Source organism: Saccharibacillus sp. CPCC 101409, from assembly GCF_030518235.1.
Lineage (GTDB): Bacteria > Bacillota > Bacilli > Paenibacillales > Paenibacillaceae > Saccharibacillus.
Genome location: NZ_JAULSA010000006.1, coordinates 265,000 through 283,757 on the forward strand (window position 1 = coordinate 265,000; position 18,758 = coordinate 283,757).

The 18,758-nt window shown below is 60.4% G+C and carries 17 protein-coding genes; 9 read left to right on the forward strand and 8 right to left on the reverse strand.

Going from position 1 to position 18,758, the window contains the following annotated elements; genetic code table 11:
- Positions 1 to 64 precede the first annotated feature (64 nt).
- Positions 65 to 1,276 (reverse strand): CynX/NimT family MFS transporter, encoded by a 1,212-nt coding sequence (locus QWJ34_RS15470; RefSeq protein WP_302729134.1) that lies wholly within the window; start codon positions 1,274 to 1,276, stop codon positions 65 to 67.
- Between the two features lie 163 nt (positions 1,277 to 1,439).
- A complete protein-coding gene (locus tag QWJ34_RS15475; protein WP_302729135.1) occupies positions 1,440 to 2,123 on the reverse strand; it encodes a FadR/GntR family transcriptional regulator in 684 nt (227 codons plus the stop codon).
- A gap of 341 nt (positions 2,124 to 2,464) precedes the next feature.
- Here QWJ34_RS15475 and QWJ34_RS15480 point away from each other — a divergent pair, with 341 nt between their 5' ends.
- Positions 2,465 to 3,418 (forward strand): cation diffusion facilitator family transporter, encoded by a 954-nt coding sequence (locus tag QWJ34_RS15480; protein WP_302729137.1) that lies wholly within the window; start codon positions 2,465 to 2,467, stop codon positions 3,416 to 3,418.
- A gap of 627 nt (positions 3,419 to 4,045) precedes the next feature.
- Here the strand turns inward: QWJ34_RS15480 and QWJ34_RS15485 are convergent.
- Positions 4,046 to 4,963 carry a DMT family transporter gene (locus QWJ34_RS15485; RefSeq protein WP_302729139.1) on the reverse strand — a complete coding sequence of 306 codons (918 nt, stop codon included), beginning with the start codon at positions 4,961 to 4,963 and terminating at the stop codon, positions 4,046 to 4,048.
- A 126-nt stretch (positions 4,964 to 5,089) separates the two neighbouring features.
- Between QWJ34_RS15485 and QWJ34_RS15490 the strand changes: the two genes are divergently transcribed.
- Together QWJ34_RS15490 and QWJ34_RS15495 are read left to right on the forward strand one after the other, a co-directional pair.
- Positions 5,090 to 6,445 (forward strand): aminotransferase-like domain-containing protein, encoded by a 1,356-nt coding sequence (locus QWJ34_RS15490; protein ID WP_302729141.1) that lies wholly within the window; start codon positions 5,090 to 5,092, stop codon positions 6,443 to 6,445.
- Positions 6,446 to 6,485: 40 nt separating this feature from the next.
- On the forward strand, positions 6,486 to 8,531 hold the full coding sequence (locus QWJ34_RS15495) for a Na+/H+ antiporter (RefSeq protein ID WP_302729143.1): 2,046 nt from the start codon (positions 6,486 to 6,488) through the stop codon (positions 8,529 to 8,531).
- A 501-nt stretch (positions 8,532 to 9,032) separates the two neighbouring features.
- Here QWJ34_RS15495 and QWJ34_RS15500 read toward each other — a convergent pair.
- Complete coding sequence (locus QWJ34_RS15500) at positions 9,033 to 11,072, reverse strand: S9 family peptidase (RefSeq protein ID WP_302729144.1); 2,040 nt, start codon at positions 11,070 to 11,072, stop codon at positions 9,033 to 9,035.
- A 264-nt stretch (positions 11,073 to 11,336) separates the two neighbouring features.
- On the opposite strand from QWJ34_RS15500, the gene QWJ34_RS15505 reads away from it, so the two are divergent.
- Positions 11,337 to 12,101 carry a hypothetical protein gene (locus QWJ34_RS15505; protein WP_302729146.1) on the forward strand — a complete coding sequence of 255 codons (765 nt, stop codon included), beginning with the start codon at positions 11,337 to 11,339 and terminating at the stop codon, positions 12,099 to 12,101.
- Positions 12,102 to 12,259: 158 nt separating this feature from the next.
- On the opposite strand, the gene QWJ34_RS15510 is transcribed toward QWJ34_RS15505, so the two are convergent.
- The 4 genes from QWJ34_RS15510 to QWJ34_RS15525 form a co-directional block, all read right to left on the reverse strand.
- Positions 12,260 to 12,838: a GNAT family N-acetyltransferase gene (locus tag QWJ34_RS15510; protein ID WP_302729147.1), complete on the reverse strand. Its 579-nt coding sequence runs from the start codon at positions 12,836 to 12,838 to the stop codon at positions 12,260 to 12,262.
- Positions 12,835 to 13,332: a GNAT family N-acetyltransferase gene (locus tag QWJ34_RS15515; RefSeq protein ID WP_302729149.1), complete on the reverse strand. Its 498-nt coding sequence runs from the start codon at positions 13,330 to 13,332 to the stop codon at positions 12,835 to 12,837. Before QWJ34_RS15515 ends, QWJ34_RS15510 begins: the two co-directional genes overlap by 4 nt.
- 14 nt (positions 13,333 to 13,346) lie before the next feature.
- Positions 13,347 to 13,577 (reverse strand): hypothetical protein, encoded by a 231-nt coding sequence (locus QWJ34_RS15520; RefSeq protein ID WP_302729151.1) that lies wholly within the window; start codon positions 13,575 to 13,577, stop codon positions 13,347 to 13,349.
- A gap of 252 nt (positions 13,578 to 13,829) precedes the next feature.
- Positions 13,830 to 14,783, reverse strand: a complete 954-nt coding sequence (locus QWJ34_RS15525; protein ID WP_302729153.1) for a GNAT family N-acetyltransferase — start codon at positions 14,781 to 14,783, stop codon at positions 13,830 to 13,832.
- 273 nt (positions 14,784 to 15,056) lie between these two features.
- Here QWJ34_RS15525 and QWJ34_RS15530 point away from each other — a divergent pair, with 273 nt between their 5' ends.
- The 5 genes from QWJ34_RS15530 (at position 15,057) to QWJ34_RS15550 (ending at position 18,758) form a co-directional block, all read left to right on the forward strand.
- A complete protein-coding gene (locus tag QWJ34_RS15530; protein ID WP_483314277.1) occupies positions 15,057 to 15,974 on the forward strand; it encodes a decaprenyl-phosphate phosphoribosyltransferase in 918 nt (305 codons plus the stop codon).
- A 4-nt stretch (positions 15,975 to 15,978) separates the two neighbouring features.
- Entirely contained in the window at positions 15,979 to 16,617 is a 639-nt protein-coding gene (locus QWJ34_RS15535; protein WP_302729157.1) for an HAD family hydrolase, read from the forward strand.
- The gene (locus QWJ34_RS15540; RefSeq protein ID WP_302729159.1) at positions 16,605 to 16,943 is read left to right on the forward strand and encodes an EamA family transporter; all 339 of its coding nucleotides are present in this window, start codon (positions 16,605 to 16,607) and stop codon (positions 16,941 to 16,943) included. Before QWJ34_RS15535 ends, QWJ34_RS15540 begins: the two co-directional genes overlap by 13 nt.
- The gene (locus tag QWJ34_RS15545; RefSeq protein ID WP_302729161.1) at positions 16,927 to 17,259 is read left to right on the forward strand and encodes an EamA family transporter; all 333 of its coding nucleotides are present in this window, start codon (positions 16,927 to 16,929) and stop codon (positions 17,257 to 17,259) included. Before QWJ34_RS15540 ends, QWJ34_RS15545 begins: the two co-directional genes overlap by 17 nt.
- A 140-nt stretch (positions 17,260 to 17,399) precedes the next feature.
- Positions 17,400 to 18,758 carry a DUF6080 domain-containing protein gene (locus QWJ34_RS15550; RefSeq protein WP_302729162.1) on the forward strand — a complete coding sequence of 453 codons (1,359 nt, stop codon included), beginning with the start codon at positions 17,400 to 17,402 and terminating at the stop codon, positions 18,756 to 18,758.

Here is an 18,758-nt window from a genome sequence, read left to right on the forward strand (position 1 = left end):
TATAAGCAGGCGGACGAAAAACGGCTCTTTCCCCGGGGGAAGAGCCGTTTTGGCACGGTTTATCTTATTCGTGCACGTACCTGCCGCCGCGTCCCGCGAACAATCCGGTCGCCAGGTAAACGGCGATGATGCCGAACATAATCACGTACGGAACCGTCCAGCCGCCGGTCATATCGTGCAGCGCGCCGTAAGCGAGCGGTCCGCAGCCGGCGAGCAGGTAGCCGACCGACTGGGCCATGCCCGACAGATCGGCCGCTTCCGCGGCGCTGGATGTGCGCAGCGAGAAGAACATCATGACCAGGCTGAACGAGAAACCGCCGGCCAGGCTGAAGAATACGATGGCGATTACGATAATCGTCAGCGAGCCGCCGGCAAACAGGAAGCCCAGGATGCCGAGCACGTAGCTGGCCGCCGTCATGAGCACGAGCGGCCGCTGGTCTTTGACTTTGGCCGCCATGATCGGCGCGATGAAGTTCACCGGGATCATCAGCAGCTGGAACAGCGACAGCATGTAACCCGCGATCGTCGCGTCGAGATGCTGCGCGTGCATCATATTCGGCATCCAGGCGACCATGATGTAATAGATGGACGACTGCATGCCCATATTGATCGTGACGGACCAGGCCAGCGGCGAACGCCAGATGCTGCGCTTGGGCACGTCGGGCGCGGTAGCGTTGGCCGCGCGCGTATTGCGCCGCAGCTGCGGCAGCCAGACGATCAGGCCGATCGCGGACAGGATCGTCCAGATCAGCAGCGAGCCGCGCCAGCCGAGGCTGGTATTTGCCACCGGCACGCTGATTGCGGCCGCCGTCGAAGCGAAGATCCCCATCATGATCGAATACAATCCGGTCATGACGCCGATTTTTTGCGGGAATTCCCGCTTAATGATGCTCGGCAGCAGCACGTTGAATACGGCGACCGCAAGACCGATCAGGAACGTGCCGGCCATCAAGGAGAAGACGCCGCCGAACGGGCGGAACAGGCTGCCGATCACGATCAGCACGAGCGAGACGAAGATCATGCGTTCGGCGCCGTAGATGCGCGCCCATTTGGCGACGAAAGGCGACAGCAGCGCGAAAGCGAGCAGCGGCAGCGTCGTCAGGAAGCCGGCCATCGTGCTCGATAGCGAGAGCGCGTCGCGAATCGACTCGATAATCGGGCTGAGCGAGGTAATATGGGTGCGCAGGTTGGCGGCTACCAGCAGAATGCCGGCGAGCAGCAAATAATAGACGCCGTTCGAGGCGTCTTCCGTACGCGGAAGTTCGGTTTTTTTCATGGATAATCAAGCTCCGTTCCCGCCGCTTTGGCAAGCGGCATAAATATAAAGGGCCGGCTTTCGATCCGTGCTCGGGCGGCCGTAACCGCTGCGGAGCGCGCAGAGAAAGCTTATCGTCCCGGGTTTTCTTCGGTTGGTCGAAGCCTCTTTGCGTAAAAGCGGCTTACTCTTCCGCGCGGTTCTCCTGCTGCTGCTTGAAATGCGCGATATAATCGTCGACCGCCTTCACCGCGCGGTCGGCGTCGCGGTCTTCGATCGCGGCGATCAGAGTGGGGTGCCCCACTTCGTACAAACTGCCGGATATCGTGCGGGTGGATGTGATCGAGATCTGAAGCTTCTCGAATAGGTTCTGATACAGATCGGTCAGCAGCTGATTGCGGGCGGCCGCGACTACGCTGCGATGCAGATTCCAGTCGGCGTTCTTGAACATGTCGTGGTCTTCGCCGTCCAACGACCGCCGGCACAGTTCCGAGTAGTGACGGATATTCTTCATATCCTCGTCCGTGCGCCGCACGCAGGCGAGCACGGCGGCTTCGCGATCCAGCGCGTGCTGCACTTCGAGCGCTTCGATCTCCGAAGAACGGATCATTCGCTTGTGCAGAATGGCGCTGAGCTCGCTGCTGGCTGTCACGAACGTGCCGTCGCCCTGACGCGTTTCCAGCAGCCCCACCTGTACCAGCCCGCGAATCGCTTCGCGCAGCGTATTGCGGCTGACGCCGAGCTTTTCCATCAGATCGGCTTCGCGCGGAATCCGGCTGCCGACTTCCCAGTCGCCTTTGGCGATCATAGATTCAAGCTGGGCATACACGCGCCCGGACAGGGTTTGTTTCTCCAATTTTTCGAACATGGCGTCCCCTTTCCAAAGGTAGGATGATTGGATCTTTGCTTGAATCAGTATAAAAGCAGACGAGGAAAATGTAAAGAGGGGAGGCGAAGCTGCGAGATCTGCTTAAAAGCTAAAACAAAACGGTTCCCAAATCGCCTGTGATCCGGTATAATAATACACCTTGACGGATTTCGATAAATCCCAAAAATCCACCAATTCGGAGACAACGCATATGAACATACACGGCACAAAGCAAATCAATCGTCGCATAGGGTATTTTTTGATAAAAGTTCGAGGCTGAACAAGCCCCTCGAACTTTTTTTGTTTCCTTAGGACAACAAACATGACGGAGGGAATAACAGATGGAGCAGGCGAAAAGCCAGTCGATTTTTGCGGCATGGATCAGCTTGATCAGCAATGTGCTGCTTACCATTTTGAAAGTCGCGGTCGGATTTCTGTTTAACAGCCAGGTCCTGATCGCCGACGGCATCCATAACGCGGGGGACGTGATCGCGTCGGCGGCGGCGCTCGGTTCGATGCGCATCTCCAGCCGGCCGCCGGACGAAGATCATCCGTACGGACACGGCAAAGCGGAGGTCATCGGGGCCAGCGTCGTCGCCACCATTCTACTGCTGGCCGCGCTGTACGTCGGGTATCACTCGATCGTCGCGCTGTTTGCGCCGATTCCGCAGGCGCATATCGTCGCGCTGATCGCCGCCGCGCTGTCGCTGATCTGGAAGCTGGCGCTGTACGTGTACACGATCGGGATCGGACGGCGCGCGAACAGCAAGGGGCTGATCGCGACCGCGCAGGACCATCTGGCGGACGTTTACGCGTCGGGCGCGGCCGTAATCGGCATCGGGCTCGGACTGCTGGGCGAGATGATCGGCGTGCCGGCGCTGGCCTACGGCGACCCGGTCGCGGGGATTATCGTCGCCGTCCTGGTGCTGAAGCTTGCGGCCGATATGGCGCGCGAATCGATCGATATCCTGATGGAAAAAGCGATCGGCGGCGAGGAAATAAAATCGCTGGAAAACATCGTTCGCGGCGTGGAGGAAGTGAAGCGGATCGACCGTATGCGGGCGCGCGAGCACGGGCAGTATATCCTTATCGACCTGCGGGTCGGCATCGACGCCGGGCTGACGATCCAGCAGGGCCACGACGTGATCCGCAAGATCAAAAAAGCGATCATCGCCAAGCATCCGAACGTCAGCGAAGTGATGATCCATTTGAATCCGTGGTATCCCGGCGTTCCGGCCGCGGCGGTTCCGGAAGCGCCGGTCCGTATCGAAGGCGCCGAGCTGCCGAAGGACTAAGGCGGCAGAGGCGGAAAACGCGGGGCCAAGTCCATATTTGTGTGTAAAAAAGAGACGACTCGTCGATCTAGTAGCGAGGTCGGAAGACGCTGGCCGCCGCTCAAGACGGAAGGGGAGCACCGGGCATGCTGCATCTTAAATGTTGACGCCAAGTCAGCATTTGAACGGAAAATTTGAGGATCGAACGAAAATGCTGACTAAATGTACACATTTGGACGTGAACATCGCAAAAAATGACGAATGGTTTGTAAAATGTAGACGAAAAGTCAGCATTTTGCCGTACTTGTTCTTTTTCACCTCGAAATGCGGACGAAAAGTCAGCATTTTCTGCGGGGCTTCAAAGGACTTGCACGGTGAGGGCGTAAAAAGAATACCGGTTGTGTCTCCTTTTTGGGAAAGTGTTTTTTTACACATCATTATGGACTTGACCATTCAAAAACAGATTTCTTTATACGTTAAAGCGAAGCTCTTTCCCGCGTTCCCGGCGAACGCGGAGAGAGCTTCGCTTTTTGTGCATTTGCCGCTGTGCGGTTTGGCTATTGGCTCCTGCGGCTTCGAACCTGCGCCTTCCGCGCTGCGGATCACAGCCGGCCGGGAAAGTGGACGGCAGACAGCGGGGAAGCCGATTCAAGCTTCCCGCTTCCGCTTGCCGGAAAGGGCGGCGCCGATCACGCCGGCGAGGATCGCCGCCGCGCCGATCAGCGCGGCCGGACGCAGCTCTTCGCCCAGCAGCAGCGCGCCGGCGGCGAGCGCGACCACCGCGGACAGACTGCCGAATACGCTCATGCGCGAAGCTTCCAGTCTCGACAGCGCATAGTTCGACAGATACGAGGTGACGAGCGACGAGAGAACGCCGAGATAAACTACAGCGAAGATAAAGGACGGCGAAGCCAGCGGCGCAATCAGCTCGGGCAGGCTTCCGTTCAGCAGATGGCGCCCGAACGCCAGCAGCCCGAAGAACACAAAGCCGAGCAGATTCATAAAATAGGTCAGTTCTTTCGGGCTGCGCGTGCGGGTCATCCGGCGCGCCAGCACATTGTAGCCGGCCTGCGACAGCGCCGAGCCCAGGATCAGCAGGATGCCGAGCAGGCTGGCGGAGAATACGGTTCCGGTTCGTCCGGCGAACAGGCAGGCGACGCCGAGTACCGCCAGCAGCGTGAAGAATTTTTGCGCCGCGCCCGTTCGCTCGCCCAGCGTCAGAGCGGCCAGCACCAGCGTGAATACGGGCACCGCGCCCTGGATCATGCCCGCTTCGGCCGAAGACGCGTAGAGCAGGCCGAACGTCTGGAACGTGAAGAACAGCACCGGATACAGCGCGGCGAGCGGCAGAGTGCCCACAATCGCCGGAAGTCCTTTTTTCAAAACGTCCCGTCCCGGAAACGCGAACAGCGAAGCGGCGGCGAACGAAAGAGCGAAGCGGTAAGCCAGGATATCGAGCGGGTCCGCGGTTTGCAGCGCGATCTTGACGAACAAAAAAGAAAAGCCGATAATCAGCGCGGTCAGCAGAGCGGCGGCATAAGCTTTGCGCGAAGCGGCGGGCTGCATAAGCATTCATCCTTTGCCTGGGATTTGGGATTGCGTTTTTCATTTTAAAGGGACGATAGACGTGGTACAATGTAAAAAACGCCGATCTGTACCGGTACAGTTTGCGGGACGAGGAGGGGGAAACGGATGTATAAATATATGGAGCTGCTGAACGAACTGGAAGTCATGATCGCCGGTTCGCTCAAGGAAGGGGACAAGATGCCCTCGATCCGCGTGCTGTCCGGCCGCTACGGATGCAGCAAAAGCACCGTGATCCGCGCGCTGTCCGAGCTGGAACGCACCCATCTGATTTACGCGTCGGCCAAAAGCGGTTATTACGTGCTCGGCTGCGCGCAGCGGGAAGAAGAAGCCAGACGGACGATCGATTTCGCGCAGTCCGCGCCGGACCCGGAGATTTTTCCGTACCTGGACTTCCAGCAGTGCCTCAACAAAGCGATCGATACGTACCGGAACGATCTGTTTATTTACGGGACGCCCAAAGGCCTCCCGTCACTGGTGCGGGAAATGCAGCGCCATCTCGCGGGCTACCAGGTGTTTGCCGAGCCGGATCGCATCTTTATCACGTCGGGCGTGCAGCAGTCGCTGGCGCTGCTGGCAGATATGCCGTTTCCCGGCGGACGGCGCGCGGTGCTGGTCGAGCAGCCGACTTATCCGCTGTTCGCCGCGTATCTCGAAGCGCACCGCATTCCCGCGATCGGCATCCGCCGGGACGCGGAGGGGATCGACCTGGACGAGCTGGAACGGATTTTCCGGAGCGGGGAGGTCAAATTTTTCTACACGATCCCGCGCTTCCACAATCCGCTCGGCTGCTCGTACACGCGCGCGCAGAAAGAAGATATCGTGCGGCTGGCGGCGCGGTACGGCGTGTATATCGTCGAAGACGATTATATGGCCGATCTCGAAGAAGACGCCAAAGCCGACCCCATGTACGCCTACGATACTTCGGGACGCACGATTTATTTGAAAAGTTATTCGAAGATCCTGTTCCCCGGCCTGCGCATCGGAGCGGCGGTGCTGCCGCGCGAGCTGGTCGACGCGTTCGGACGCTACAAGCGGCTGCTGGATATCGACAGCTCGATGCTGTCGCAGGCCGCGCTGGAGCTGTATCTCAAGAGCGGCATGTTCAACCGGCACCGGGAGAAGATCCGCGCCCGCTACCGGCGGCGTTCGGAGCTGCTGACCGAAGCGGTACGGGCGGCGCGCGCGGCGTATCCCGACCTGCTGACGGGCCCGCTGCCGACCGCAGGCGGCGTGCATACGCATCTGCTGCCGCGCGCGGCGGCCGCTTTGACGCCGGCGATCGAGCGGCTGCGCAGACGTTCGATCCGGGCCGAGACGGCGCGGGAGCATTACCTGAGCGGATACCGGGGCGAAGACATGCTGAAGCTCAACGTATCCGGCGTCCGCGAAGAAGATATTTGTTCCGGCGTCGCCGTCGTCGCCGAGGAGCTGGCGAACGCCGCGCGTTCCTGCCGACTGTAAATTGTAAATTGTAGATATGATCAAAAGGAGCGAACGCCGCATGGAGCTTTTTATCAGTATCCTGGTCATGCTCGGGATCATCGGGGCCTCGAACGTGGTCAACCGCTTTCTTCCGTTTATTCCCGTGCCGCTTATCCAGATCGGCCTCGGCGTTCTCGCCGAACTGCTGCCGCCGCATATTCATATGCCGTTGGAGCCGGAACTATTTCTGGTGATGTTTATCGCGCCGCTGCTGTTTAACGACGGGCGCATGATCCCGCGCGGCGAGCTGTGGAATCTGCGGGCGCCGATTCTGCTGCTGGCGCTCGGGCTCGTGTTCGTGACGGTCGTCGTATTCGGCTACCTGATTCACTGGGTGATTCCGTCGATCCCGCTGGCCGCCGCGTTCGCGCTGGCCGCGATCCTGTCGCCGACCGACGCCGTCGCGGTCAGCTCGCTGGCCGGGCGGATCAATCTGCCCAAAGACATCCTGCGCCTGCTGGAAGGCGAAGCGCTGATGAACGACGCTTCGGGCCTGGTGGCGTTCAAATTCGCGGTCGCCGCCGCCGTAACCGGCGTGTTCTCGATCTATCAGGCTTCTTGGAGCTTCCTCCTGATCGCGGTCGGCGGCCTTGTGGTCGGCGCGCTGCTTTCTTTCGTCGTCATCCGGATTCGCGTGTTCCTGCGCCGGCTCGGGATGGAAGACGAGACCCTGCATGTGCTGCTCCAGCTCGTTACGCCGTTCGTGCTGTTCCTGGCCGCCGAGCATATCGGCGTCTCCGGCATCCTGGCCGTCGTATCGGGCGGCGTCGTGCACGCGATCGAGCGCGATCGCGCCGAATCGGTGCGCGTCAAACTCCAGGTTGTCTCGAACAGCACCTGGTCGGTCTTTCTGTACGTACTGAACGGCCTGGTGTTCGTGCTGCTCGGTTTGCAGCTGCCGGAAGTACTGGGTAATATTTTCGAAGACCGTACAGTCAGCAACTGGGAAGTCCTGTGGCATGTCACCTGGATCTCCGCGGGCCTGATCCTGCTGCGCTTCGTCTGGATTCACTTGTACTGGACCGCGACCAGCCGAAGCAAAGAAGGTGCGCGGACCGGCCGTCCGCTGTTCAAAGCTTCCGTGCAGACCTCGCTCTCGGGCGTGCGCGGCGCGGTTACGTTGGCCGGCGCATTCTCGATTCCGCTGGCGCTGCAGGACGGCACGCCGTTCCCCGAACGCGACCTGATCCTGTTCCTGGCGGCGGGCGTGATCCTGTTCACGCTGCTTGCGGCCAGCATCCTGCTGCCGCTGCTATCGGCCAAAGAATCCGCCGTAACCGCTCCGCAGTCCGAACAGCCGCTCAAGCGCAAGATCCTGAGCGCCATCGCGCAGCGGATCGGCCAGGATGAACTGGCCGAAGGGCGCTCCGGCATCGCCGCGTCCGAGATCCAGGACTTTTCGAACTACCTGAAACGGATGGAGGAAGCCACGACTTCCTACGCCGTCGATCCCGACGCGCCGCGCCGCGAAGCGGACCTGATGTACGCCGGCATCCGGGCGCAGCGCCGCGAACTGAACAAGATGGTGCAGACGGGCGACCTTGGCCAGGAAGAAGCGACGCCGCTGTTCGAGCACCTGACGCGCATCGAAGAAAGCGTCCCGGGCCGCCTGGAAGCGCGCGTCGCCGCGCCGGCCGCGGATATCGGCCGGTTCGCGGCTGCGATGTTCGCGCGCAGCCGCCGCGGGGAATTCCCCGACAAGCGGGCCTTCTGCTCGCTGCAAACCGCCAAGACGCGCATGGCGCAGGCCGCCATCGAAGCGGTCCGGCAGCGCACGAACGCCGCAAACCGGCTTGAAGCCGAACGCCTGATTACCGGCTACCAGCAGCTGGTCGACCGTTTGAACCAAACGGGTCTCGGCTTCCTGGCCGAAGAGAATCCGGAAGAACGCGCCGAGCGCGAAGACCGGATGCAGGAACGTCTCGCCGCGATCCAGGAACAGCGCGACCACGTGCAGCGCCTGTTCGAGAAAGGCGAGATCTCCCGCGAACTCGCCGGCCGCCTGCGCCAGTTTATCCGGTACCTGGAGACGGACGTGCCGGAGGAGGAGAATTTCGGGCATTGAGTCGAGGCTTGGCGAAGGCCGGCGGGCAGGCTACGACGCCGATCGGCCCCGCCGCCGGCAAAGAAAGAAGGATTAAGCGGAAAATGAGCAAACCAAGCGGTGCGGCACGTCCACCGGGACGGCCGCGCCGCTTTTTTGCGCGTAAAACGAGGGGACAACGCGCGGATTCGGTTCGCATGGAACATGGAAAGGGGAGCGCCGAAATCTAACGGAACGAGGAGACGCTATTGCTGCGTTTTCGGCACTTTTGATTTTCTAACGGAACCAGATGCGCTTATTGAAGCAAATTCGGCTGTAAAACTCTAGTGAGGAGGCATTTAGCGTCCGTGAGTTCCGTTAGAAGCGGAAATGCGTCCAGAAGTCGCCCCGAAGCGCATTCGAAGCATGTCCGGAAACGCGTCTCCAAACTCGCAAAAAAAGGGCCCGCCGAGTCGTTCGGCAGGCCCTTCGGCTTTCATTTTCAGGATAGGTTCGGATGCAGGCTCGCGCCGCACATCTACGTTACAAATACTCCTCCATCCACCCCGCGATATGCGATAACCGCGCCACTCGCAGCGACGGATGGCCGCCGCGGGACAGGTCGTGGCTGGCGCCCGGGAAGCGGACGAGGCGGGTTTTGCGGCCCAGGCGTTTGAGCGCGGTGAACAGCTGCTCGGCCTGCTCGATCGGGCAGCGCAGATCCTGTTCGCCGTGCAGGATGAGCAGCGGCGTGCGCACCTGCTGCACGTAAGCGAGCGGCGAGTGTTTCCACAGCAGTTCCGTGCTCTGCCAGACGTCGCCGCCGATCTGGTCTTCCGTGAAGAAGAAACCGATATCGCTGACGCCGTAGAACGAGATCCAGTTGGAGATGGACCGCTGCGTCACCGCCGCTTTGAAGCGGTCGGTGTGGCCGACGATCCAGTTGGTCATAAAGCCGCCGTAGCTGCCGCCCGTGACGCCGAGCCGCTCTTCGTCGATGTAGTCGAAGCGTTCCAGCGCGTAATCCACCGTTTCCATCAGGTCGCGGTAGTCCCCGCCGCCGTAGTCGCCGCGGCACGCATTGACGAATTCCTGGCCGTAGCCGTGTCCGCCGCGCGGATTGGAGAAGATCACCGCATTGCCCTGCGACGCCAGCAGCTGGAACTCGTGCATAAACGTATGGCCGTACATCATATGCGGACCGCCGTGGATTTCGAGGATCGTCGGCACTTTTTGGGACGGTCCGCCGCCGGACTCTTGCTTGAATCCGACCGGTTTCATGATCCAGCCCTGCACCTTCCAGCCGTCCTTGGTTTCCACCCAGAACGCTTCCGGCGCGCTCAGCTCGTGCTCGCCCAGCCAGACGCCGTTGGAATCGGTGAGCCGCGTTTCTTCCTTCGTGCCGGGCGCGAAGCGGTACAGGTCGCCCGGGTTCAGCGCATCCGAGACCGCGACGATAAAGCCGTCGTTGTGGTCAGGCGTTACCTGGTACACATCGCGGTCGCCGCCCAGCAGCACTTCGTGGCCGGAGCCGTCCGCCGCGAAGCGGGCCAGCCCCGCGCTTCCGTGCCTTGTGAACAGCGCGTATACCGAACTTCCGTCGGAGCTGAACAGGGGAGCCGGCGAGCCGAGGCCCGAGCGCATATCGCCGACGACGGAGTTGCCGATCAGCAGATCGCGGTCCTGCACGAGGCAGGCGATCTCGCCGCCTTCGGCAGGCACGAGGTACAGCCGGTTCAGCGTGGCGTTATGGTATGAGCGGTCGCTCGCGAAGAACGCGATCTTCGAGCCGTCCGGCGCAAACGCCATCTGGCCGACGCCCCAGTCCGAACCCGTCAGTTTGCGCCGATTGCCGCCGTCCGCGTCGGCCACGTACAGGTCGCTCACCAGCAGCAGATCCGGATCGGTGTCGTCGCCTTCTTCGGGAATGTAGGCGGCAAACGCGATCTTCGAGCCGTCCGGCGACCAGGCGAAGCTTTCCGCGTCGAAATCGCCGGACGTCACCGCGGTTTCGCTGCCGCTTTCCGCGTCGACGACGAACAGATGCGTCCGCTTGCCGTCCCACAGGCCGGAACCGTCGCCTTTGTAGCGGATGCGGTCGATTACTTGTGCTTCGAGCGGCTTGTCTTGATCTTCTTTCGAATCGCGGTTTGCGTCTTCTCTATCCGAATGAGTTCCATCCGTCCGTTCCGCGTCCACCTGCGAGGAAACGAGCAGCTTCGAGCCGTCCGGCGACCATTTGAAGCCGCCCGCGCCGTTTGCAAGCTTCGTCAGCACCCGCGCTTCGCCGCCCGACGCCGGAAGAATCCAGATCTGCCGCTTATCGAGATGCTTGCGCGCAAACGCCAGTTTGGAGCCGTCCGGCGACCACAGCGGGGAAGCGTCCTGCTCGCCGGAAGTAAACACGAAATCGTTTTTCCCGTGTTCGTCCATCGCCCGGATTTTCGTGATATAACCGTCCCGCTTCTCGTTCACCGTTCGTTCCGTATATACGATGCGCCCGTCCGCTTTCGAGACGTCCGGCGCGCCGACCCACACAAAGCGGTACAAGTCTTCCGCGGTCAATCCGCGTTTTTCGGTCATGATTCATCCTCCTCAAACAGACTGTGCTGAACTTTCATTTTACTGCTTTCCATGATACGGGATGTTCGAATAATCGGCAAATTGATAAGTGGGTATCTTTTGCCGAAAGCAACTTTTTTGTGACCTGCGATTCATTGGCGTTTGGATAAAAATCCCGTAAAATGGATGACATCAGCGATTTGCAAGTACTAAAAGTCAGACTTTCCGGTCCGTGCACCGCTGCGGCCGATAGGTCCGGAAGACGAAAGGTGAATCGAATCGGATATGAGAGCGACGGAAGAGATATTAGGGGTCTGGAAACGGTTTGACGATGTTCCGATGGAGACGCTGACCAAAGCGTGGCTGCATGCGCGGGGCGAACAATTCGAACTGCGCAGCGTGGAGCGGATGCGAGAGCAGCGGGAAGAGTTCGGGACGTCGGGCAACTGTTTCGATCTGGCGTACTGGCTGATGGACGAACTGCGCGCGGACGGAATCGAATGCTATCCGGTCGGAAGCGGGTTCGGCTCGGCGAGCGCCCACGCCGCGGTAATCGCGGTAGGCTCGGACGGCAAACGCTATTTGTGCGACCTCGGCGACCAGTGGGTACAGCCGGTGCTGGTCGATCTGGACGGCGAAGATTATACGGAAGACCTGCTGAAAGGTTTTGTGGCGGGAATGGGGATCTCGGTGAAGTCCGACGGACGGCAGGCGCAGATTCGCTTCAGGCGCGCCGGCGGCCGGGAGCATCGCAAAACGTTCAATTTGCGGCCGGCGGACGAAGCGGAATTTGCGGAAGCGGCGGCTTATTCGCAGCGGCTGCTGCGTTTTGCGCTGGCGGAGCGGCGATTTCGGCTGGACGGGCACACCGTATGCTGGGAGTACGACCGCGGCCGCTCGCATGTGAACACGGACTGCGGTCTCTATTACGAGAGCGCCCCGCTCGGCGACGAGACCTGGTCCCAGCGCATCTCCCGAAGGACGGGGCTTGCCGAAGCGGTGGTGCGAACGGCGCTGGACGTGTACGGCGAGCTGGACGGCGGAAGATGAGCGCTTGCGCGTTAAACAGTCGATTATACGGGGAAAAGGAAAGGACGGGATGCGGAGAAGAGCCGCGTTTCCCGTCCTTTTTGGCCTATCTTTGCCGCGCTCGGCGAAATCGAAGATTTCGCGGCGCCTGACTGAGGAAATTCCGTCCGTTTGGACCGTTAAGACTTCAGCCGCCGCGTCATGTGAATATCCAGCGGTTCCAGCGCCAGCAGCTCGGCGTCGGGTTCGGCCGTATTCTCGCCGCCGATGCTGCGGTAGAAACCGACCGCCGAACTGCTTTCGGCGGAGGAAATATACAGATACCCGGCGCCGGCTTCGGCCGCCGCTTGCCCCAGCAGCTGCATGAATCGGGTGGCGATACCGCGTCTGCGGTAAGGCCGGCCGACGTACATCAGATCGACCGCGAGCTTATCGCGCTTCGGCCCGATCCGGCGATGGCCCAGCAGTCCGAATCCCGCCAGCCGCTCGCCGTCGTAAGCGCCGAACGCCGTGCCGCCCGCTTCAAGCTCCCGCAGAAAACGGCTTTGCAGGCCTTCCAGCTGCTCGTCGTTCCAGCCCGGACATTCATGCCCGGCTTCGGTCCAGACTTCTTGTCCGTTCTCGACCCTGCAGATGCGTTCGATCTTCTCGGAGCGGTCCACCTGCGCTAGCAGAGAAACGTCGTCGGGCCGCATCCTGCGAATCCGGATTGCGGCGTAGTTGGCCTGGAGCCGCGGCTCGGCTTCTCGTGGCTTCAACTGCTTACAACCTTGCGCAAGACCAGATTTCCTTCCGTGCCGGGACCGAACACGTCCGGGATACTGGCGACGGGAATATAGCCGTTTTTGCCGTAAAAAGCGATCACGTCGTAATCTTCGCCGTACGTCATTAAGAACAGGCAGTACACGCCGCGATCGCGCGCGAACCGTTCGGCGGCGGCAAGCAGCCGGCTGCCGATGCCGGCGCGGCGGCAGGAGCGGTTTACGCCGATCTGCAGGATTTCGGCGCGCGCACCCCAGGCTTCGATGCCGGGAGGCGCCGGTTCATGCAGCACCGAAACGATCCCGAATGCTTCGGGATTGTCATCGTCATGCAGAGCGATATAATGCGCGCCGCGTGCGTAATTCAGATGAATACGGCGTCTGAGCCATGCTTCGTGCCGGAGATCTGTCAGATCGAGGCGTTCGTGTTCCACTTCGCCCAGCAGCTTCAGATACGGCTCGATTTCGTATTCTTCTATCTTTTTTAACATACAAGAACCTCCTTTTACTGGTACAGCCTGTACGGGTTGTGCGTACCGTCTTCAAGCTCGATCGCGCCAATCCGGACCGAACCGCATGTTTGCAGCACGCCGTTCGAAGGGAGGTCGGCTGTACGCGCGACGGCGCAGAAGTCGTCCAGGTCTTCGGGCAGGAATTTGCGTAGAAGGATATCCGCGTATTCGATGTCGTTTGGATCACATTTACAAGCGAAAAAGAAGAAATCGGGCTTTTTCAAAGGAAAATGGGATCGCAGCGGCAACATTTTTACGAAAACGCCGCATATCCGGGCAAAATGTGATCGCCACGACAACTTTCTTGCCGGTAGAAGTTATTCCATCCGGTAAAGGCTATATGGCCGAGCGAGCCGGAGCCAGTCGAAGCCGGCCGCAGCCCATCGAAATCGTTCCATACCGGCGATCCGATTCCCGGCCTGTCGCTCCCGGCAGCTCATCGCTGCCTTAGCACTGCCCCTTGAACCCCGCCGAGTCTACAGCTCGACCCCGTAACGCTGCTCCTCCGTCACAATGCGGAAGCCCGCCGATGTATACGTGCGCAGCGCCGAGTCGTTCAGCGTCTCGACGTCCAGTTCGGCCTCCGAGCAGCCCGCGGCGCGGATTTCTTCCAGCGCCCGGGCCAGCAGGGCGGAAGCGAGGCCGCGCCGGCGATGCGGCTCGCGGACAAAGACCTCATCGATCTCGCCGGTGTCTTCTTCCTCGATCCAGTACATCAGGCTGGCCGCCGGTTCGCCGTCCGCTTCGATTTGCAGCAGACGCCAGCCCGGCTGGTGCATCATATCCTCCAGCCGTTTGGGGCCGATCGTCGTTTCGGGCCAGATCTCCCGATCGAGCGCCAGATACTGCTCCTTTTGTTCGTCCGTCAGTTTATCGAACGCACGCCAGGCATAACCGTCCGGCAGTTCACGCGTCTCGATCGGCTGCGCTTTGCCGCCGTCCAGCTCCCGTCTCATCAGGAACTGCTTGTTCAGCGGAGCGAATCCGCCCCGGCCGGCAAAGTAATCGGTGTTCGCGGTTTCTTCGGCGTAATTGCCGAAGCACAGCATCGCGCCGTGGGCGGCCGGCAGTTCCCGCTTCAATTCCAGCGCCCGTGCGTGTACCCTGGCGTACAGCGCGCCGAGCAGCTCCGCGTCCGCGGCGCGCTCGGGCAGCGTTTTGATATTGAAAAATATCCGGTGCCGCGCCGAAGCGCCGGATTCCGGCGGCATGATCGCGAGCACTTCCACCTGGCCTTTGCCGACCAGACGGCCCTGCTCGAACGCGCCGAACACATTCGGCCAGTTGTCTTGTTCGCCGACCCACCAGAAAACAAGGCGCCGGTCTTTGACCGCCGCGTCGTAGAAAGCGCCGAGCGCCTCGAAGTCGCTTTCGGCAAACGGCCGGATTTCAAGATCCGGCTTATCTTTTGCATCGAATTTTTCGTTCATGGTTTATATTCCTCTTTTCCGGCAGGCAGCCTGCCTACGCTCAGTATGCCGCAGAATATCGGCGGACAATGAACCGTTCTTGCGCAGTTTAACGTTTCGATCGCAGCATTCGTCGTCCTCCGTAATCCGGCTTTCGAAACAAAATACCGGCAAAAGTGAACGTTTTTTCAACCGTATTCGTCATTTGGGGTAAAGCGTGCGTCGAAGCCGAGCCGGACTTCCGCTTCTTCGGCGGCGCAAGCGAATGAAACGAAAGGGGTGTTTGGCTTGTTTATGCTCGATCCTTCCACGCAATCTTCCCGGCGCTCCGAATCCGGCGGCGCAAACAGCGTAACCGGCGGACTGCTCCTGCTGCTGCGGCCCAAACAGTGGACCAAGAATCTGCTGCTGTTCGCGGCGCTGCTGTTTTCCTATGAAAAGATTTCTCCGCGCACCGCGGGCGAAACGCTGCTCGGCTTCCTGATCTTCTGTCTGGTCGCGGGCTGCGTGTATATCCTCAACGATGTGGCGGACCGCGAGCGGGACCGCGCACATCCGGTCAAATGCCGCCGGCCGATCGCTTCGGGGCGGGTCGGCGCGGGGCAGGCGGCCGCGTTCGGCGGCATTCTGCTGCTCCTGTCGCTGACGGCCTCCTTCTGGCTGAATCCGCTGTTCGGCGCGCTGTGCGTGATTTATTTTGCGATCAATACCGCTTATTCGTTCGCGCTCAAGCATGTGGTGATTCTGGATGTCATGACCGTCGCGGCCGGCTTCGTGCTGAGAGCGATCGCGGGCGGGGTGCTGATCGACGTGCCGTTTACGCCGTGGTTTCTGCTGTGCACGCTGCTGCTGTCGCTGTTTCTCGCGATCGGCAAACGCCGGCACGAGCTGGTGCTGCTGCGTCAGGACACCGGCTCGCACCGCAAAGTGCTGGACCGCTACTCGATCGTGCTGCTGGACCAGATGAACACGATCGTGACGACGGGGGCGATTATCAGCTACTCGCTGTTTACGTTCACGTCCGGCCGCAGCATCCACCTGATGTGGACCATTCCGCTGGTCGTATACGGCATGTTCCGCTATCTGTACCTGATCCATATCGAGAACAAAGGCGGCTCGCCGGACAAAGTCCTGTTCGAAGACAAACCGATCCTTATGACCGTGGCGCTGTACGCGATTTCCGTCGTGTGCATTTTCGCCTTTTTGGAGTAGACCTATGTCAATTATCAAACTCGCCATCTTCGATCTCGACAAAACGGTGATCGACAGCGATTCCATGTTCCAGTTCGTCCGCTACGCTATCCGGCGTTCGCCGGCGCAGCTGCTGCGTTTGCCCGCGATCGCCGCTCACACGCTGCTGTTCAAGCTGGGACTGCTGAGCGTCGAGTCGGCCAAACGCAGTTATTTTCACGCGATTGCAACCATGACGGAGCGCGATCTGGAGCGTTTTTACGAACAGGTGCTGTCCCGATCCATCTATCCGCAGGCGGCAGAGGAGATGCGCAAACGCAAACAAGAAGGCTGCCACGTGCTGCTGGTGACGGCTTCGCCGCACGCTTACGCCAAATTTTTCGGCAGTCTGCCCGAAGTGGACGGCGTGATCGGCACGCTGTTGGCTCCGGGCGCGGACGGCTGCGGATACACAAGCACGATCGAAGGGCGCAACTGCAAAGGGCAAGAAAAAGTCCGCCGTATCCGCCGGTATCTGGAAGAGCGCGGACTTGAGATCGACTTCGTGCGTTCGTGCGCCTACTCCGACTCGCTGTCCGATCTGCCGGTGATGGAGCTGGCGGCGCGGAAATATTTTATCAACAGGCGGGTGCCGGGAGCGGAGGAACTGCGATGGAGACGATGAACGGCGCAGGCCGGCATACCGGAAAAGGGCTGATGCTGCTGTCCGCTTTCCTGACGGCGACGGGGCAATTGTTCTGGAAATGGGGACTGGACAGCTGGGCGTATCTGGGACTCGGCTTTGTCTGCTACGGGCTGGGCGCGCTGCTGATGATCCGGGCGTTTGCGCTGGAAAAGCTGTCGGTCGCTTATCCGCTGCTGTGCACGGGGTATATGTTTGCGCTCGGGTACGGGCATTTTCTGCTGGGCGAAACGTTGACTTTATCGAAAATAGCGGCGGTGCTGCTGCTCGGAATTGGGGTGACGCTGACCAGTGTGGAACGAAAATAGCTGGCTCCTGCCGCTGCTTCTGCCGATGACGCTCTGCGGAGCGCTGGGCGCGGCGGGGCTCAAATTGTACGCGGACGGACGGTGTTTGCGGCATCTGCTGCTCGGTTTCGGTTTCTATGGACTGGGCGCTCTGCTGAATATTGCGCTGCTGCGCGTCCTGCCGCTGACGGTGGTGCTGCCCGCCAATGCGCTGACCTATGTGTGGACGCTGCTGCTCGCCCGATTTTACTTTGGAGAGAAGGTAGGCCCGCTGCGGTGGTTCGGGATTTTGTTTATTCTGGGCGGACTGGCGCTGCTAGTCGCTTGTCTCACTTAGATAGTAGGTTTACGTTCGTCTGAATCGCTCATGGTTCTTGTGCGAATCAGACGGACGTAACCTTCCATTTGCTTGAGACAAGTCGTTAGTGACGTGAATAAGCGTTTTTGAAAAAGAATGAATGCCGGTTGGAGGTTACCATGAGTTTTAGAAGCTACTTATTTGCAAACAGGCGGATCAATACGGCGGCGTCGCTGCTGGTGCTGGTGCTGGCGCTTTTTTATATCGGGCTGAACGCGCCTTACATTCGGTATATGGCGGGAAATGCGGAAACGCTGCGGGCGCATACGCCGTTTGCGACGCCGGAGTTTACGCTGAACCTGTTCAACTTCGATCCGTCGATGTATTACGGCATAGGCACTTCGTCCGTGATTCATCCGCTGATGTCGCTGCTGGCCGTTCCGCTGGGGGCGGCGGCACGCAATCTGGGCGGCAATCTTTTTTTCCTGGTGCTGCAATCGCTGGTCAACGGGGCGTCCGCCGCGCTGGTGCTGATTGTTCTGAGCCGCAAGACCGACAAACTGCTGCTTCCGCTGCTGGTCGCCGCGCTGTTCGGGACAAGCTCGTATCTGATCTTTACCGCGCTGATTCCCGATTCGTATCCGTACGTCCAGTTCGCGATCGTGCTGTCCGTGGTGTATATGCAGTATGCGAGAGCGCGCGAAGCGGACGGGGAAAAAGAACGCTCGTGGCCGTTCGCGGCGTTGGCCGCCGTTCATTTCGCGCTCACTTCGACCAACGTTATTCCGTTCGGCGCGGCGCTGCTGATGAATATGCGGGTCCGGCGCGGCCGGGAGCGAATCCTGCGGTATGTTCGAATCGTGCTGCTGGCGCTGGGTTTTGTCGCGATCGGGACCGCCGTGCAGTTTCTGTGTTTCGGCCAGGCGTGGATCGAAGGGTGGTCCAGCAGCCTGAAAGCGGGCGGGACGGGGTATTCGGCTGCTTTTAAGCTGTCGGTTCATTATCCGGTCTTCTACATGCTCGGCGTCAACCCGATTCTTGCGCCGCATGTGCATCTGCTCGATCCGGGCATGGCGGCGTTCGTGACGGATCTGACGAGACCTTATCCGCTGCACGTCCGTCTGACGGGCGGATTTCTGCTGCTGCTGTCGGTGGCGGGTTTTCTGCGCGGCATCCGGGAACGGGAAACGTGGACGCTCGGGGCTTATATCGCTTTTGCCGCCGCGCTGCATCTGGGGGCCGGATTCGGGCTTAAAGTGTTTACGTACGATATGTATTTGTACGCGGGGCATTATTTGTTCGCGATCTTCCTGCTGGGCGGCGCGTTTGCGATCGGGCTGCGGGAAGGCTTGTTCAAAAAAGCGCTGACCGCTGTGCTGCTGGCGGCGCTGCTGACGACGATCGCGAACAATGTGTACCGGCATGCCGAAACGCTGCGGACGATCGATGGGGCGTATGAGGAGATGGGGGAGTCGGCGGAATCGACGGGATCGATGGGATCGGCGCAGTCGTTTTCCGCGTTAAACGGCCGCGCCTGA

Excerpts from the sequence above, each read along its gene's own strand:
- QWJ34_RS15495 (WP_302729143.1), top strand. The coding sequence starts at position 6,486 with ATGGAGCTTTTTATCAGTATCCTGGTCATGCTCGGGATCATCGGGGCC.
- QWJ34_RS15485 (WP_302729139.1), bottom strand. The coding sequence starts at position 4,963 with ATGCAGCCCGCCGCTTCGCGCAAAGCTTATGCCGCCGCTCTGCTGACC.
- QWJ34_RS15530 (WP_483314277.1), top strand. The coding sequence starts at position 15,057 with ATGCTCGATCCTTCCACGCAATCTTCCCGGCGCTCCGAATCCGGCGGC.
- QWJ34_RS15490 (WP_302729141.1), top strand. The coding sequence starts at position 5,090 with ATGTATAAATATATGGAGCTGCTGAACGAACTGGAAGTCATGATCGCC.
- QWJ34_RS15515 (WP_302729149.1), bottom strand. The coding sequence starts at position 13,332 with ATGTTAAAAAAGATAGAAGAATACGAAATCGAGCCGTATCTGAAGCTG.
- QWJ34_RS15525 (WP_302729153.1), bottom strand. The coding sequence starts at position 14,783 with ATGAACGAAAAATTCGATGCAAAAGATAAGCCGGATCTTGAAATCCGG.
- QWJ34_RS15550 (WP_302729162.1), top strand. The coding sequence starts at position 17,400 with ATGAGTTTTAGAAGCTACTTATTTGCAAACAGGCGGATCAATACGGCG.
- QWJ34_RS15470 (WP_302729134.1), bottom strand. The coding sequence starts at position 1,276 with ATGAAAAAAACCGAACTTCCGCGTACGGAAGACGCCTCGAACGGCGTC.
- QWJ34_RS15540 (WP_302729159.1), top strand. The coding sequence starts at position 16,605 with ATGGAGACGATGAACGGCGCAGGCCGGCATACCGGAAAAGGGCTGATG.
- QWJ34_RS15505 (WP_302729146.1), top strand. The coding sequence starts at position 11,337 with ATGAGAGCGACGGAAGAGATATTAGGGGTCTGGAAACGGTTTGACGAT.
- QWJ34_RS15500 (WP_302729144.1), bottom strand. The coding sequence starts at position 11,072 with ATGACCGAAAAACGCGGATTGACCGCGGAAGACTTGTACCGCTTTGTG.
- QWJ34_RS15480 (WP_302729137.1), top strand. The coding sequence starts at position 2,465 with ATGGAGCAGGCGAAAAGCCAGTCGATTTTTGCGGCATGGATCAGCTTG.
- QWJ34_RS15535 (WP_302729157.1), top strand. The coding sequence starts at position 15,979 with ATGTCAATTATCAAACTCGCCATCTTCGATCTCGACAAAACGGTGATC.
- QWJ34_RS15475 (WP_302729135.1), bottom strand. The coding sequence starts at position 2,123 with ATGTTCGAAAAATTGGAGAAACAAACCCTGTCCGGGCGCGTGTATGCC.